Source organism: Vibrio sp. 10N.247.310.23 (assembly GCF_041467155.1).
GTDB classification, from domain to species: Bacteria; Pseudomonadota; Gammaproteobacteria; order Enterobacterales; family Vibrionaceae; genus Vibrio; species Vibrio crassostreae_C.
Window position 1 is genome coordinate 1 of record NZ_JBFSTZ010000008.1, and the last position, 14,909, is coordinate 14,909.

The window sequence follows — 14,909 nt, forward strand, 5'->3', positions numbered from 1 at the left end:
TCACAATAATTCATCAATCTTAATTAGATCACATTTTTACTTTAATTGGTATAAAAGCCAATAGCTAAACCTCGATCAATATTGTTTTAGTGAGAAAAAGGTACAGTAAAGCGTCAATGAAAGGAGAGTGGAATGGATATCTGGTTACTGATTGCTTTGCTGCTAATGAGCCTATTTCTAGTGGCAATCGTGATCGCATCAAACAGAAAAACCAGTCATCTGAAAAGCAACCTCCTTATTTCATGTGTGGCGATATTAGTCAGCATTCTGGTTTGGTCTCAGATGAAACAAGAAGCCCCTCAACTTACTTCAAGTGACGACAGCAGCTATACAGCAACAGATTTCCAAAATGAACTTCAGCAGAGCTTGGAGCAAGACCCTAATCAATCAGATCTTTGGTTTAAGCTTGGTGGTGTTTATATGCAGAAAGGGGAGTTTGATGCTGCATTTACCTGTTACGACTACGCGATTCGCTTAGACCCTCAAGCGCCTTCAGGCTTGTATGCCGCTAAAGCTACCGCACTTTATTATCTCAGTTCACAAGCGATGAGTGATGACGTCAACAAACTGCTAGAGCAATCTATGGATCTTGATCCGAACGATCGAACGGCCTTGATGTTAATCGCGACCGATCACTTCATCAGTATGCGCTATCAACAAGCGATCGATGCTTGGACTCAAATTCTCGACTCTAATCAGAAGGGGATTGATCGTGTTTCTATTATCCACTCGATCAACCAAGCCAAACAGATGATCCGTTAAGCTTGGCCCAATCGCTAGTCGTTAATCGTTAGCCTTTGGCTATTTACTTTCCTGCATTTCAATCAGGCCACCTGCGTTGTGGATTTGAGTAAACCCTTGAGCTTGTAAGAATTGATAGGCTTGTCCTGAGCGATTACCACTGCGGCAATACAACACGATTGGCTGGTCTTTATCTATGTTGGCAAAGTGTGTTGCGACCTCAGACAGTGGGTAGTTAATGGCGTTGTCGAGATGCCCTTGTTTGAACTCCTCAGGTGTTCTGACATCAACTACCAATGCGCCTTTCTCAATTAACTCCCAACCTATATCGGCGCGCTCAGACGCTTGAACGCCAGAACTTAACAGTGCAACGCACAATGCTGAAAGTGAAAATAAGGTTTTCATTGTTTATTCCTTGAATTGGAGAGTAGATCGGAGGTAGGTATTGATGTGTATTCCCCAAAAACCTAAAAAACCAACCACACCATAATAGTGTGACTGGTTTTTACGTAATGGTCTAATTGAAGAAACTAGTATTCGTAGTTGGCTTCACGCTTTTCAGCTTGCTCTTCCCACTTAGGTACCACCGTGTCTAAGAAGTGTTGCTTCTCAGCATTCATCTTATCCATGTCCATTCCTAGCGCTTTCTGAGCGGCTTCTTTGGTTGAGATATCTGGAATCTCGATTGGATCGGTAATGCCTTTCTTCGCAAGTAGACGAACAATCTTAGTTCGCGCGTCTGCTGCGCGGTCAACCGCCGTTCCAAGAACCTCTAGGGCTACTTCAGGTGCGTGCATGTGAACACCGTGAGATGCGATCGCGTAATCCCAGCGCCATTGAGCGTGACGGATATCTTGTAGGATGGGCTCCATCTCTTGTTCTGTTGCGCCTGCTTCCCATGCTGCGCCAGCTTCAAAGTGAGCGGCTACGATTTGTTTCTCAGCAGTCAGCTTCATGTTCAGCACTTGCGCTTTACGGCTTGAAACGATGTTAAGCATGGTCTCTTTAGATTGAGTGTGACAGTTTGCACAGGTATCTTCGAAGCGGTCGAATGGGTTACCCACTTTATGGTCGGTATAAACGGTGCCATCTTCTTTGGTCACTTTCGGCATATGACAGTCAGCACAAACGACTTTGTTCTTACCGTGGATGCCTTCACGCCAAGTTTCGTAACCTGGGTGCTGAGCCTTTAGCATTGGTGCTTTAGAGACTTTATGTGTCCAATCTTTAAAACCAATCTGATCGTAGTACTCTTCCATCTGTTCAACACGCGTCCCTTTATCCCAAGGGAATTTCACACCTTTTGTTGGACCCGTGAAGTAGTATTCCACGTGGCACTGTGCACAAACTGAAGCTTGTTGGTCTAAACGGCTTTGCTCATCAAACTTTTTACCAATCGCTTCGAAAGCGCGTTCAACATAAGGGCGCGTCACTTTCAGTGCTGGCTCGCCATTTTTGAACTCATCGCTTTGGGTGTCATGGCAGTCAGCACAACCTATAGGGTTAACGATCTCGTTACCAAGACGTGCCCACTTACCTTCGAAGTAGCCATCTTCACCGCGTTCTTCAATAACACGTGCAACGTCTGGGCTCTTACAGCTCCAACACGCCATTGGCATTGGACCTGAGCTTTCGTCGGTCGGACCGCCAGTACGCAAGGTTTGTCTTACATCGTCAATCGCATAGAAGTGGCCGCGCGCTTTGTTGTAGTCTTTTGCGAACCCGTAGCCAGCCCACATGATAACCATGTTGGGATCTTCTTTTAGTGCGTCTTCAATGGTTTCGCTTTCTGAAGTTTGTCTCCATGAATGATATTGATCTGGGTGGTTTTGCTCGAACTGATCGTTACGAGGATCGCCAATTTCTTTTTGTTCAGACGCAGCAAAACTGGTCGCGCTTGCTAATGACGCGCTAACCATTAATAGTGCTGTGACCGAATTACGTATCCAATGCTTTTTCACAGTGATATCTCCAATATACTGATTTTTATACCAAGCGTTGTGAGTTTGCTATTCAAATTAAGAACTGGAGAATTCCTGTTTATATTAATTCATAAACAAACACATTTTGTTACGTGTTGGATATAGATTGTCCCAGATCAATTAATGGCAGTGACCTTAGTCACGTTGAAGTTTATATAACCCTAAAGTGGTATTGGTGGTTAGTTTAATTAGAATTTAACTGAGAATTATTATCATATATAACAATCAATTACCTAAATTGACCATGATATAAATAGGGTGATTGCGTTCACAGATTAACCTATCGAAATTTCGTATTACCCAATTAGAGGTATATTCTAACTATAGAAAGCGTTGTGGCTTATCCAAAATAAGAATTGATATCATTTAAACGGTAATAATATCGTTTAAGGGTACTTTTGTTTAACCGGAATATTATTTAGTTGAGAGTTAAATAATGCCGGTATAAGGAAAGGATAAAATGGGCAATATTAAATTGGCCATAGTCATAATGCTTAAATCCCTTCTAGCATTCTGCCTCTATGGTTATTCCATTCATGCTGTTGCTGAGCCTGCTGTTACGCCAGTAGGGGAATCAACAAGACATGAAGTCGAATTAATCCGTGACAAAGACTACAAGTGTGTTCAGTGCCATAAAGATTCAAAAGAAACGGTATTGGGTTCACATGGTGAAAGTGCACACGCTTTGCTTGGCCGTGAAGTAAATTGTACCGACTGTCATAGTTCTATTAGCCCCGACCACCGCGAAGGCGCGCCTAAAGTGGTGAAGTATCGTGAGGCTCAATCACAACCAGGTACCGACAAGGTTTACCTAGATCCTAGCTTAATTTTAGATGCCAATAGCCAGTGTATCGATTGTCATAAGCCTGATGATCTGCGCGAAGCGAGTTGGACTCATGACGTACACGCACAAAACTTAACGTGTTCAAACTGCCATGATGTTCATGCGACAGAAGCAAAGGTGTTGGGCTTAGATAAGAAGCAAACCATCAAGCTGTGTGTGGATTGCCATTCAGACTTCAACCAGAAGAAAGAAGGGGAGTAATCTATGAGCTGCTCAAGAAGAAACTTTTTAGCTGGCGCGGGTGCCGTTATTTTTACTACAGGTGTTGCGGGAACCGCAGCGGTGACAAGTCGTAAAACGTTGGCCAATGTTCAAGAGGATGGGGCTAAACGTTATGGAATGATTCATGACGAAACCGCTTGTATTGGCTGTACTGCTTGTACTGAGGCGTGTCGTGAAGTAAACAAAGTGCCTGAAGGCGTATCGCGCTTAGAGATTATTAAGAGCGAACCTCAAGGTGAATATCCAAATGTTGATTACCGTTTCACTCGTAACTCTTGTCAACATTGTGATAATGCACCTTGTGTGATGGTTTGCCCAACAGGCGCCGCCTATAAAGATGAGAAGACAGGAATTGTTGATGTACATAAAGAGAAGTGTGTCGGCTGTGGTTATTGCCTGCTAGCTTGTCCATATCAAGTGCGCTTCTTCCATCCTAAGAATAAGTCGGCCGACAAATGTAACTTCTGCCGCGATACCAATCTTGCGCAAGGTAAATTACCTGCTTGTGTTGAATCTTGCCCTACCAATGCGCTGATATTTGGCGACTTAAATGACCCTAAGAGCGAGATAAACCAGGTACTTAAATCTGAAGTGGTTTACAGAGATAAGGCTTATCTAGGTACTCAGCCAAAACTCTATAAAGTGCCACACCAAAAAGGGGAGATTTGATTATGAGTGCATGGGATACAGCGTTTCAATCAGGTACCGTGGTTTGGGACTGGATCATTGCTATCTATCTGTTTTTGGCGGGTATGTCAGCGGGTGCAGTGATGATCTCGATTTACCTTAAGAGAAAGGTGATTGAGGACGATCCAGCGAATAATGGTGTATTAAAGGCAACGGCTTTTCTAGCACCATTCGGGATCATCTCAGGTTTATTGATCTTGGTTTTCCACCTGACGAAACCACTATCATTTTGGAAGATCATGATCTTTTATAATCCGACGTCAGTGATGTCGATGGGTGTGATCTTATTCCAAGTGTATATGGTGATCCTATTTGTTTGGATCGGCATTATATTCCGAAATCAGATTGCCGTATTCTTGAGTGATCAAGCATGGTTAAAAGGGCGACTCGATTTTGTCAGTAACTGGATTGGCAAATTAGAATCTTTTGAGAATGTTTTTGAAATATTCTTAGCTGTGCTTGCGCTATTACTTGCGGCTTACACTGGCTTCTTACTCTCTGCGCTAAATACCTTCCCAATGCTGAATAACCCAGTGTTGCCGATATTGTTCTTATTCTCGAGTTTATCCTCGGGAGCGGCGGCATGTATTTTATTTGGTGTGTTGGTCTTTAAGGAGTCTCCGCATAGTGCGAGTATTTCTTGGATCCACGGCTTCGAACGTCCTGTTGTTATGTTTGAACTGTTTGTCCTTGTTACTTTCTTCACTGGGCTTATCTTCGCTGGTGGTCAAAGTGAGCAGGCAGTATGGAACGCGATTGGCGGTGGTTTCTGGGCAAGTTGGTTCTGGTATGGCGTAATTGGTGTGGGTATGGTTTTACCCTTGTTGCTGAATGCCGTGACACCAGCATCGGTTCGCCATAGTACTGTGTATATTTTCTCGGTGACTTCACTAAGCCTAATGGGCGTATTAATGCTGCGAACGTTTGTCCTTTATGCAGGACAATTAACGTTAGCTTAATTTCGCTCAAGGTTATAAGTGAGTGGATGTTGGATACTAAACATCTGCTCACTAAATTTCTTTTCGCTGAGTAGCAATAGCTAGTTGAGTTACATCAGCTAGTTGAGCAATCAATGCCAATAATGGTTTAACTTGGTTCTGCTTAGGTAGAGCCTGATTGAGGTGATATGGTCGGTTCTTTGGGGCTGTTTAGTTTAATTTTAGTCGCTGTTCTCAGCAGCATTATCGCTGTGTATTCGATGTATCAAATGCTAACTAAACAAGCACAAAATGTGGCTTTAATTCGCAGTTTCTCCCTCTCTAGCGCTTTGTTTTCCATTGGCGCTATCGTTTTACTTGGCTATGCCTTTGTAGGTGACGACTTTTCCATCCTCTATGTTGCAGAACACTCCAATACTCAATTACCCACCTTCTTCAAAATGGCCGCTGTGTGGGCTGGACATGAAGGCTCATTGCTATTTTGGGTCTTAACCATTAGCTGTTGGTCGGGTGTGATTGCCCTACAAAAGCAATATTCTTCTGAGTATCAGAGCCGCGTATTGTGGGTGATGAATGTGTTACTCGCGATATTTGCATGGTTTACCTTATTTGCTTCGAACCCATTTGAACTGAATTCGACCTTGCCACTTGAAGGGCGTGACCTTAACCCAATGCTGCAAGACGTTGGTTTGATATTCCATCCGCCTCTGTTGTATTTGGGTTATGTTGGTTTCTCTGTGGTCTTGGCATTTGCTGTGGCCGCTTTGCTGGTGGATCCGATTGAGTTCGATTGGGTCGCTCATTGTCGCAGTTGTTGTTTGGTCGCTTGGATCTTTTTAACCGCAGGGATCATTCTTGGTTCTTGGTGGGCATACTACGAGTTAGGGTGGGGTGGTTGGTGGTTCTGGGACCCGGTAGAAAATGCCAGCCTATTACCTTGGCTAACATCAACCGCTCTATTGCACAGTTTGGGTGTTGCTAAAGGCAAGCAACAGTTGCTGAAGTGGTCACTTAGCCTTGCTTTCATTACGTTTTGTTTAAGTATCCTCGGTACTTTTATTGTTCGATCTGGCGTCCTCACTTCCGTTCATGCTTTTGCTGTTGACCCAACCAAAGGTATCGCGCTGTTGCTGATACTGGTTTTGGTGTTAGTGAGTTCGTTTTCTCTTCTTATTGTTCGTGGTGAATCTTTCGAGTCGAATCCAATCACTAGCTTTGCGAGTAAAAGTTTTTTGAGTTTAGTGGCGGTACTTATATTTGTACTGGGTACGGCGGTGGTGGTGTTTGGTACCTTCTACCCAATGGTTTTTGAATTACTTGGCCTTGGAAATATCTCTGTGGGCGCACCTTACTTTAATCTTCTTATTACGCCATTGGCTCTGCTTGCGATGGGAGTGATAGGGTTAGCGCCATTGCTCAGTATCAAACCTCAAGCGTCGAAAGGTGTGATTGGAATTATTGCCTTATTGTCTCTCTGTCTTGGCTTTGTAACTTATGTTTTGCAAGTTGAAGCGATCCAAGTGATGGTGCTAATGACATGGTCACTTGCGTTTTGGGTAGCCCTGACTCATGTTTACGGCTTAGCGGTAACGCGCAACTCTAAGTTTCAACGCAAAGTATGGGTGATGACGTTGGCGCATGTGGGTGTCGCAGTATTAGCGATAGGTGCCGCGATGAACAGTTACCATTCATTTGAGCGAAGTTACAAATTGAGCCCAGGTGAAGAGGTTGAGTTTATGGGCTGGACGCTCTCTCATCGTGATACCGAGCTCTATGTCGCCTCCAACTTTACTGCAGAAAAAGCGATACTCGAATTAGATGCTAGCGAGAAAAGCTTTTCCATCGCGCCAGAAAGAAGACACTACCAAGTTCGTGTTATGAACATGAGTGAGCCTGCAATGAAGTGGTTCTGGCATGGCGATGTTTATATCACCATGGGCGAGAAAGTCGATTCCACCGCTTACGCATTTCGTGTTCAGTATAAGGCGTATGCGCGCTGGATCTGGTTTGGTGGGCTGTTCTCCATTATCGGCGCTTTGCTCTCATTGACTCATCGTAAAAAGAAAACCGTTAAGGCGTCACAGTATGCATAACAGCGTTCGTAACAAGCTAATTACTCTAATTGCCTTAGCATTGATTGTGGTGCTGGGATTTGTCTTTGCGCTTGATAATAAGCAGCAATCGACCATGGTGTCTGAACAACAAAGGGCATTTCCAGAATTTACATCGAGTGCGTTAGTGAATAGTGAAGGCGTCAGTGGTCAGCAGAAAGTTACGCTTACTGATGTCACGCAGCACCCTTATCAACTGGTTAATGTATGGGCATCTTGGTGCGGGATATGTAAAACCGAACATTCATTTTTGCTTCAACTTCACGATAAAGGCATTCCCATCGTTGGGCTCAATTATCGAGATAACTCTGGGGCTGCGATTAACGTGTTATCGAACGATGGCAACCCGTACTTAACCGTGATCAGTGACCCTCAAGGCAAGTTAGCGTTAGAGTTGGGCGTAATCGGCACACCTGAAACGTATTTGGTTGATGCCAATGGCCAGATCATTAAAAAGCTATTGGGCGTGATTAATGAAATGGTATGGAAAGATGAGCTTGCGATGTATTTTGATGGTGTGAATGGATGATGAAGTCTCTAATACAAACCTTGTTTATGCTGTCAGCTCTTTTAGTGATTAGCCTTTCAACCATGGCTGAAGATCTGTTTACTGCCAGTAATACAGAGACGAGTATTCAAGTTGAACTGTTTGAGTTTGAAAACCCAGAACAACAGCAACGTGCTATTAGCTTGGCGAAAACGTTACGCTGCCCACAATGTCAAAACCAAAATCTGATTGAATCCAACTCACCAATAGCAAAAGACTTACGCCTTGTTGTGTTCAATATGGTGAAAGCAGGGAAGAGTAATAATGAGATTACTCGATATATGACGGAAAGATTTGGTGAATTTGTACTTTATAAGCCGGCGATGAAGGTTTCAAATCTATTACTTTGGTTGCTACCGAGCCTATTATTTCTCTTATTTATATATTTATCAGTAAAAAGTGTTAGGAAGAGCTCATAAAAATTGTGTATTACTGTTTACCAACTGACCTGTATTTTGTAACATTAACCGATTATAAAGGCTAAGCACTGCTATATAAGGATGTATCTGTGGATAACGTAATCTCAAATTTAAAGAAAGAGTTCCATACTCATGTCCAGTCAGATAAATGGGCAGAGAGATACAGTGCTAAGTCGAGCATTTCTACGCTTACGCAAGAAGAGCTAACCGAATTAGAGAATGCTTGGGTGCAACTTGTCATCTGGAAGCAAACTCAAGTAAGTTGAGCGTTCTGTAAAAAAGTGTAGTTTTAGCCGCAACTGTTTAATTTATAACCCCATGTTGGTCATCCCAATGTGGGGTTTTTTCTTACTTGAAAAATAATTGTTATATTATAACAATTTGTACAAGGTCGACCTTGAAAAAAATTGTTAACAGCCTCATAGTGTCTATCATTAGATAGTTAGCTACAAAATATTGCCTAGACATATAATGTAGCGTCGTTAAATACATCGAATTTTCAAGTGAGTATAGCTATGGCGGAAGTGCGTGCCAGAATAGATTTCAAAGTAGGGGTAACAAGCAGTATAGATGCTGAACTTCTGTCTTTTCATGGATTGAAAACAGATAAAGAGCATGTTGCTGTGATATTTAAATCAGCAGACAAGACACAAGACATACCTCTTGTTCGTATGCACTCTGAGTGCCTGACTGGTGATGTTTTCCATTCCTCTCGCTGTGACTGTGGTGAGCAGCTAGACGAAACCATTAGAATTATGGGTGAGACGGGTGGAGTGATTCTTTACTTACGCCAAGAAGGTCGTGGTATTGGCTTGTACAACAAAATCGATGCGTACCGTCTGCAAAGCGAAGGCATGAACACCTATGAAGCCAACAACCACCTAGGTTTTGGCGATGACCTACGCGATTTTACTGAAGCTGCTGAAATGCTACGCGCCTTAGGTACTACAAAAATCCGCTTAGTCACCAACAACCCTAAGAAGATCAATGAGCTAAAATCTTTTGGTATTGAGATTGAAGAAGTGGTGAATACCTCTGCTCATATCAAATCGGGTAATGAAAGCTACCTGAAGGCAAAAGTCTCACACGGTAAGCATAATCTGGATATCTGATTAGCCTCTTTGTTACGCTTAACATAAAAATGTTTAAAGACCTCACATATGTGAGGTTTTTTTGTATTTATCTTGCAATAAAATTGTAAGTTTGTATTATTTCAATCCGTAGTGCAAATGATAATGGTTTGCACTATTACTACGAATAATAATTTAAAGCTCAACAAGGATGCTTCATGACCATTAAATCTTTAGTGACAAAAGCCGTAACTTCGTCACTCATTTTTGCCTCTGCTTCTTCTTTCGCAGCAGTAACTCAAGATCAAGTTGTAGAACATTACGCAGATATTGCGCATGCAGTGTTTGCAGATTCAGTAATTACAGCAAAAGCGTTGAACTCTTCTATTGATACCTTCTTAGCTTCTCCTTCTGCTGGCAACTTCGAACAAGTAAAACAAGCTTGGCTTGAGTCTCGCGTACCATACCAACAGTCAGAAGTTTTCCGCTTCGGCAACGCTGTTGTTGATGATTGGGAAGGCCAACTGAACGCATGGCCACTAGATGAAGGCCTGATTGATTATGTTTCGACTGATTACCAATATGAACTTGGTAACGAAGGCGCTAGCGCAAACATCGTGGCTAACAAGACTTTCCAAATTGGTCAGACTACCGTTGATGCAACCAACATCACCCCTGAGCTAATCGCAGACTTGAACGAGATCGGTGGTTCTGAAGCGAACGTAGCGTCTGGCTACCACGCAATTGAATTCCTACTTTGGGGCCAAGATTTAAACGGTACAAACAGCGGTGCAGGTGAGCGTGCTTACACTGATTTCGTTGTTGGCGCTGAGTGTACTAACGGCAACTGTGACCGTCGTGGCGCATACCTAAAAGCATCTGCTGAGCTACTTATCCAAGACCTAGAATGGATGGAAAAGCAGTGGGCTGAAGGCGAGAAAGGCAACTACCGTCAAGAGCTTCTTTCAGAATCTAGCGAGAATGGTCTTCGTAAAATGCTGTTTGGCATGGGTTCACTGTCTCTAGGTGAGCTAGCGGGTGAGCGTATGAAGGTTGCACTAGAAGCAAACTCTACTGAAGACGAGCACGATTGTTTCTCTGATAACACGCACAACTCTCACTACTACAACGAGCAAGGCATCTACAACGTTTACACGGGTCTATACAAGCGTGAAGACGGTACTCTGCTTTCCGGCCCAAGCCTGTTCGACCTAGTAGAGCAAAAAGATGAGCAAGCTGCGAAAGAGATTCAAAAGCAGTTTGACCTAGCACGTGCACAAGTAGGCGAATTAGTAACGTCTGCAGAGAAAAACAACCAGCACTTCGATCAGCTAATCGCTGCTGACAACGCTGCGGGTAATGCACTAGTAAACAAAACAATTGTTGCGCTAGTGTCTCAAACAGCGGCTATTGAGCGTGCTGCGGGTGTGATTGGCATTGATAGCCTAAACCCAGACACAGCGGATCACGAGTTCTAAGAACCCGAGCCGACACAAATGTAAGGGCTCTGATTGAGCCCTTAATTGTTTGATCCTCAAGAAAGCCACACCCACATAAAAACTAAAATCAAAAACACAGCAAGGCAATGTATGAAGTCGTATCTCTCAGCCTCACTATTAACCGCACTGTTTTTAGTATCTCCATTACACGCTCATGAAACCTACTCTGGCGGCAAAACGACCGTGAAGAAAGAAGGAGCGAACGCTTTTTCCCTTCCCGCAGCCAATCTACCAATGAGTAAGCGCTTGGATTTCAGCGTAGGTAATAGCTTCTTTAGAAACCCTTGGGTTCCTGCACCGTCATCAACCGATGCTCGTGATGGGTTAGGACCACTATTTAATACTAACGGCTGTCAAAACTGCCACATCAAAGATGGTCGTGGTCACGCGCCAGAAGAAGGAGATGAGAACGCAGTATCCATGTTGGTTCGTTTAAGCATTCCGGCTGAAACGCCTGAGCAGCGACAAGCCTTCATTCGAGATGGTGGAATTCCAGAGCCGACGTACGGCGGTCAGCTACAAGATTTTGCGCTTCAAGGTGTAAAACCAGAGGGCAAAGTGAACATTAGCTACACGGATGTTCCTGTTGAATTCAAAGACGGCACCGTCGTTACTCTGCGTAAACCCACTTTAAATATTACTGAACTTGCTTTCGGCGAGATGCATCCTAAGACCGAGTTTTCAGCTCGAGTGGCGCCGCCAATGATTGGTCTTGGTCTGCTTGAAAGTATCCCACAAGAAACGATTCTAGGATTTGCAGAGCAGCAATTTGCTGACAAGCAAGGTGTGTCGGGTAAAGCTAACTATGTTCTTGATGTTCAAACCAATGAAATGGCGCTAGGTCGTTTTGGTTGGAAAGCCGGGCAGCCAAACTTAATGCAGCAAAACGCGGCGGCATTTAATGGTGACTTAGGCCTGACAAGCCGCTTATTTCCGAATGAAAACTGCACATCAGCGCAATCAACCTGTGATGATTTTCCAAATGGTGGCGAGCCAGAAGTCAGTGACAATATCTTAGATTTTGTTGAGTTCTATTCGCAGCATCTCGCAGTACCTATTCGTCGTAATGTCGATAGCCCAGCTGTCGTACAAGGTAAAAAACTGTTCAAAGACGTTGGTTGTCAAAGCTGTCACCAGGCCGAATTCCGCACGGCAGAGCGAGAAGGTCTGTCTGCATTATCTAATCAGTTAATTAGCCCATATACCGACATGTTGCTACACGACATGGGTGAAGGCTTAGCGGACAATCGCCCTGAGTATCTTGCCAATGGTCAAGAGTGGCGTACCACACCACTTTGGGGATTAGGTTATACCAAAGAAGTGAACGGTCATACGTTCTTACTTCATGACGGTCGCGCAAGAAACGTTATGGAAGCGGTACTTTGGCATGGTGGTGAAGCAGAAATGGCAAAACAAAAAGTATTAGCTTTGAGTAGCAGTGAACGCGAAGCACTACTAGCGTTTTTGGACTCATTATAGGCTGTCTTGAATTCAGTTAAGCCAACGGCTTAGTTACTTAAGAAAACCGCTAACAAAAGACTGACTACCGCTGAACTTGTAGGAATACGAGGCCAGCGGTCGTTTCATATTTATTGAACTCATATAATTAAAAGAAAAACTAGGAAGTAAGGTAACAGCATGGCACATAAATTTTTGTTAATGCCCTTGTCGGTATTAATCATGGCAGGCTGCCAGTCATCGGGTGAGCAAACGGCTTCATCTGAGGTTAACGGTGTCTCTTATCAAGCAGACACGACTGCTCATATCAGCCGTAGCGTGTATCAACAAGAGTTTGATTCAGCCGTGCTATTCGCTAAGCAAGCCGGTGAGCTGGAAGTCTTGATGCAGGGTTACTGTGAAACCAACAATATTGAGCTGGATGCGTTGGAAAATCAGTGGCAGCTCACCATGAACAGCTGGATGGCACTGCAAGGACAAGAAAGAGGCCCAACAGCGGCATTGGAACAGAGCTGGAATGTTCAGTTTTGGCCAGACAAAAAGAACACCACAGGTCTAAAAATGCGTCAACTGACTCAGCAAGATAAAGCTTGGTCACAAGATGAAATCGCACAGCAGAGTGTGACTGTTCAAGGGCTTGGCGCCTTGGAGTGGTCTCTGTACGACGAGCAATCTCCATTGCTTCAAGACAAAGCTTCAGGTTGTCTATCTTCACAAGCTATCGCACAAAACCTGGCGATGAAATCGGCCTCTATTGCTGAAGCTTGGCAGGTTAACCCGTGGTTAGCACTGGACGAGATGCGTTGGGAATCGGAGTACATCGCTTTGTTGACCAATCAACTTGATTACAGCATGAAAAAACTGAGTCGTCCGATGGCTAAAATTGGTCATCCACGCCCTTACTTCTCGGAATCATGGCGCGCTCAAACCTCAATGACTCAGCTGAAATCGAACGTAGCGGCGCTAGAGAAATTGTACTTAGCAGATGGTAATGGTCTTGATGGTTTATTGAGAGAAAAGGGCTTAAATGACCTTGCCGATCGTGTAGCTGCCCAGTTCACGCTAACCTTAGATACTTGGCCTACAGACTCTAGCTTGTTTACTCTATTACAGAGCAAAGAGGGCTACCGAGAGGTGCTGACTCAATACAACAAACTAGAACGTTTGAAGTACCTGATTCATGAAGAAGTAGCGATAGAGCTTGGCGTGGTAATAGGATTTAATGCTACCGATGGTGACTGATAATACGAGAAGATCGTTACTCAAGGCTGCACTGGGTTGTGCAGCTGTTCCATTGCTTCCGTTTGGGTGTGCGACTCGAAAGGATGGGGTGAGTGCGTCGAACGATCCCCAACTGATTGGCTGTGCGCTTAATGGTCGTGGTCAATATTCTGCAGTTGTGGCTGACGAATTTGGCATGCCACTGAGCCAACTTCCCATCCCCAATCGTGGCCATGGCGTCGCGATTTGCCCAACCTCATCGCATGCGGTGGTTTTTGCTCGTCGTCCTGGTGACTATTTTATGGTGTTTGACTATAAAAACGGTCAGCAGATCAAAATGGTCGTCAAAGGTAACAACCGCCACTTCTATGGTCATGGGGTTTACTCATTAGATGGCAAGTTACTGTATGCCACCGAAGGGAAAACGGACACCAGCCAAGGCGTGATTGGCGTTTACGATGTCGCGCAAGGCTATCGTAAGGTCGAAGAGTTCACTGGTTTCGGTATCGGCCCACATGAAGTGATCATCATGCCGGATGGTAATCTCGCGATCGGCGTTGGTGGCGTTCATACTGATGGTAGAACACCGAAAAACCTCGATTCGATGCTGCCGAGCTTGAGTTATGTTTCTCCTGAAGGTGTGTTACTTGATCAGGTTGAATTGTTGGATAAGAAGCTGAGCATTCGACATTTAGCCCATGATGGTGCTGAAACGGTACTTTGTGGCCAGCAATATCGTGGTGAACCAGATGAGTATCCTTCGCTATTGGCGATGCATACTAAAGGCGGCCAGTTTGAATCACTGAACGCAGAGCCTGAGCAATGGGCAAGGTTCAATCACTATATCGCCAGTATTGCGGCGTCAGACGATTGGATTATTGCGACTTCGCCAAGAGGCAATTGCTACGGTATTTGGTCGAAAGAGACCAAAGAATTAGTAGAACTGTCTGCATTATCTGACGCTTCTGGTGCTGTGCTGTTTGATGGTGAGTTTCGATTAAGCTCTGGGGCGGGCAGTGTGGTTAGCCAGCGCAAGCCTTATGAGAAATCAACTCAGCAATCATCGGTCCAGTGGGATAATCACTGGAGTGCAATTTGATTCATAAATCTCTTAAAAAATAACATGCTTACTCCCGTTTCTTTGCCATACTTATGGAATTGCTGGTGACG

15 protein-coding genes are annotated in these 14,909 nt (G+C 44.2%); 13 read left to right on the plus strand and 2 right to left on the minus strand.

The window, feature by feature from the left end:
* Positions 1 to 132 precede the first annotated feature (132 nt).
* Positions 133 to 762, plus strand: a complete 630-nt coding sequence (locus AB6D93_RS07990; protein WP_102332075.1) for a tetratricopeptide repeat protein — start codon at positions 133 to 135, stop codon at positions 760 to 762.
* Positions 763 to 801: 39 nt separating this feature from the next.
* Here the strand turns inward: AB6D93_RS07990 and AB6D93_RS07995 are convergent, their stop codons facing one another.
* Together AB6D93_RS07995 and nrfA are read right to left on the minus strand one after the other, a co-directional pair.
* A complete protein-coding gene (locus tag AB6D93_RS07995; RefSeq protein ID WP_102332076.1) occupies positions 802 to 1,146 on the minus strand; it encodes a rhodanese-like domain-containing protein in 345 nt (114 codons plus the stop codon).
* 125 nt (positions 1,147 to 1,271) lie between these two features.
* The gene (nrfA, locus tag AB6D93_RS08000) at positions 1,272 to 2,702 is read right to left on the minus strand and encodes an ammonia-forming nitrite reductase cytochrome c552 subunit (RefSeq protein WP_170967436.1); all 1,431 of its coding nucleotides are present in this window, start codon (positions 2,700 to 2,702) and stop codon (positions 1,272 to 1,274) included.
* A gap of 481 nt (positions 2,703 to 3,183) precedes the next feature.
* On the opposite strand from nrfA, the gene nrfB reads away from it, so the two are divergent.
* The 12 genes from nrfB (at position 3,184) to AB6D93_RS08060 (ending at position 14,838) form a co-directional block, all read left to right on the plus strand.
* A complete protein-coding gene (gene nrfB, locus AB6D93_RS08005; RefSeq protein WP_019822323.1) occupies positions 3,184 to 3,768 on the plus strand; it encodes a cytochrome c nitrite reductase pentaheme subunit in 585 nt (194 codons plus the stop codon).
* 3 nt (positions 3,769 to 3,771) lie between these two features.
* Positions 3,772 to 4,458 carry a cytochrome c nitrite reductase Fe-S protein gene (gene nrfC, locus AB6D93_RS08010; protein ID WP_102332077.1) on the plus strand — a complete coding sequence of 229 codons (687 nt, stop codon included), beginning with the start codon at positions 3,772 to 3,774 and terminating at the stop codon, positions 4,456 to 4,458.
* A gap of 2 nt (positions 4,459 to 4,460) precedes the next feature.
* Entirely contained in the window at positions 4,461 to 5,435 is a 975-nt protein-coding gene (gene nrfD / locus AB6D93_RS08015) for a cytochrome c nitrite reductase subunit NrfD (protein WP_017063561.1), read from the plus strand.
* 167 nt (positions 5,436 to 5,602) lie between these two features.
* Positions 5,603 to 7,507, plus strand: a complete 1,905-nt coding sequence (locus tag AB6D93_RS08020; RefSeq protein WP_102332078.1) for a heme lyase CcmF/NrfE family subunit — start codon at positions 5,603 to 5,605, stop codon at positions 7,505 to 7,507.
* Positions 7,500 to 8,054, plus strand: a complete 555-nt coding sequence (locus AB6D93_RS08025; RefSeq protein ID WP_102332079.1) for a DsbE family thiol:disulfide interchange protein — start codon at positions 7,500 to 7,502, stop codon at positions 8,052 to 8,054. The genes AB6D93_RS08020 and AB6D93_RS08025 overlap by 8 nt, the downstream gene beginning before the upstream one ends.
* Positions 8,051 to 8,491 carry a heme lyase NrfEFG subunit NrfF gene (gene nrfF / locus AB6D93_RS08030; protein WP_017063564.1) on the plus strand — a complete coding sequence of 147 codons (441 nt, stop codon included), beginning with the start codon at positions 8,051 to 8,053 and terminating at the stop codon, positions 8,489 to 8,491. Before AB6D93_RS08025 ends, nrfF begins: the two co-directional genes overlap by 4 nt.
* A gap of 89 nt (positions 8,492 to 8,580) precedes the next feature.
* Positions 8,581 to 8,757, plus strand: a complete 177-nt coding sequence (locus tag AB6D93_RS08035) for a hypothetical protein (RefSeq protein ID WP_017060980.1) — start codon at positions 8,581 to 8,583, stop codon at positions 8,755 to 8,757.
* Positions 8,758 to 9,006: 249 nt separating this feature from the next.
* The gene (gene ribA, locus AB6D93_RS08040) at positions 9,007 to 9,603 is read left to right on the plus strand and encodes a GTP cyclohydrolase II (protein WP_009848836.1); all 597 of its coding nucleotides are present in this window, start codon (positions 9,007 to 9,009) and stop codon (positions 9,601 to 9,603) included.
* Between the two features lie 176 nt (positions 9,604 to 9,779).
* Positions 9,780 to 11,039, plus strand: coding sequence for an imelysin family protein (locus AB6D93_RS08045; RefSeq protein WP_017063566.1), 1,260 nt, complete (start codon positions 9,780 to 9,782; stop codon positions 11,037 to 11,039).
* Positions 11,040 to 11,150: 111 nt separating this feature from the next.
* A complete protein-coding gene (locus AB6D93_RS08050) occupies positions 11,151 to 12,539 on the plus strand; it encodes a di-heme oxidoredictase family protein (RefSeq protein WP_102332080.1) in 1,389 nt (462 codons plus the stop codon).
* 159 nt (positions 12,540 to 12,698) lie between these two features.
* Positions 12,699 to 13,760, plus strand: a complete 1,062-nt coding sequence (locus AB6D93_RS08055) for an imelysin family protein (protein ID WP_102332081.1) — start codon at positions 12,699 to 12,701, stop codon at positions 13,758 to 13,760.
* Positions 13,750 to 14,838, plus strand: a complete 1,089-nt coding sequence (locus AB6D93_RS08060) for a DUF1513 domain-containing protein (protein ID WP_102332082.1) — start codon at positions 13,750 to 13,752, stop codon at positions 14,836 to 14,838. The genes AB6D93_RS08055 and AB6D93_RS08060 overlap by 11 nt, the downstream gene beginning before the upstream one ends.
* Positions 14,839 to 14,909: the final 71 nt, after the last annotated feature.

What these genes read in the sequence shown, in the direction of transcription:
- AB6D93_RS07990 (WP_102332075.1), top strand. Translation starts at nt 133, where the DNA reads ATGGATATCTGGTTACTGATTGCTTTGCTGCTAATGAGCCTATTTCTA.
- AB6D93_RS07995 (WP_102332076.1), bottom strand. Translation starts at nt 1,146, where the DNA reads ATGAAAACCTTATTTTCACTTTCAGCATTGTGCGTTGCACTGTTAAGT.
- nrfB (WP_019822323.1), top strand. Translation starts at nt 3,184, where the DNA reads ATGGGCAATATTAAATTGGCCATAGTCATAATGCTTAAATCCCTTCTA.
- nrfC (WP_102332077.1), top strand. Translation starts at nt 3,772, where the DNA reads ATGAGCTGCTCAAGAAGAAACTTTTTAGCTGGCGCGGGTGCCGTTATT.
- nrfD (WP_017063561.1), top strand. Translation starts at nt 4,461, where the DNA reads ATGAGTGCATGGGATACAGCGTTTCAATCAGGTACCGTGGTTTGGGAC.
- AB6D93_RS08020 (WP_102332078.1), top strand. Translation starts at nt 5,603, where the DNA reads ATGGTCGGTTCTTTGGGGCTGTTTAGTTTAATTTTAGTCGCTGTTCTC.
- AB6D93_RS08025 (WP_102332079.1), top strand. Translation starts at nt 7,500, where the DNA reads ATGCATAACAGCGTTCGTAACAAGCTAATTACTCTAATTGCCTTAGCA.
- nrfF (WP_017063564.1), top strand. Translation starts at nt 8,051, where the DNA reads ATGATGAAGTCTCTAATACAAACCTTGTTTATGCTGTCAGCTCTTTTA.
- ribA (WP_009848836.1), top strand. Translation starts at nt 9,007, where the DNA reads ATGGCGGAAGTGCGTGCCAGAATAGATTTCAAAGTAGGGGTAACAAGC.
- AB6D93_RS08045 (WP_017063566.1), top strand. Translation starts at nt 9,780, where the DNA reads ATGACCATTAAATCTTTAGTGACAAAAGCCGTAACTTCGTCACTCATT.
- AB6D93_RS08050 (WP_102332080.1), top strand. Translation starts at nt 11,151, where the DNA reads ATGAAGTCGTATCTCTCAGCCTCACTATTAACCGCACTGTTTTTAGTA.
- AB6D93_RS08055 (WP_102332081.1), top strand. Translation starts at nt 12,699, where the DNA reads ATGGCACATAAATTTTTGTTAATGCCCTTGTCGGTATTAATCATGGCA.
- AB6D93_RS08060 (WP_102332082.1), top strand. Translation starts at nt 13,750, where the DNA reads ATGGTGACTGATAATACGAGAAGATCGTTACTCAAGGCTGCACTGGGT.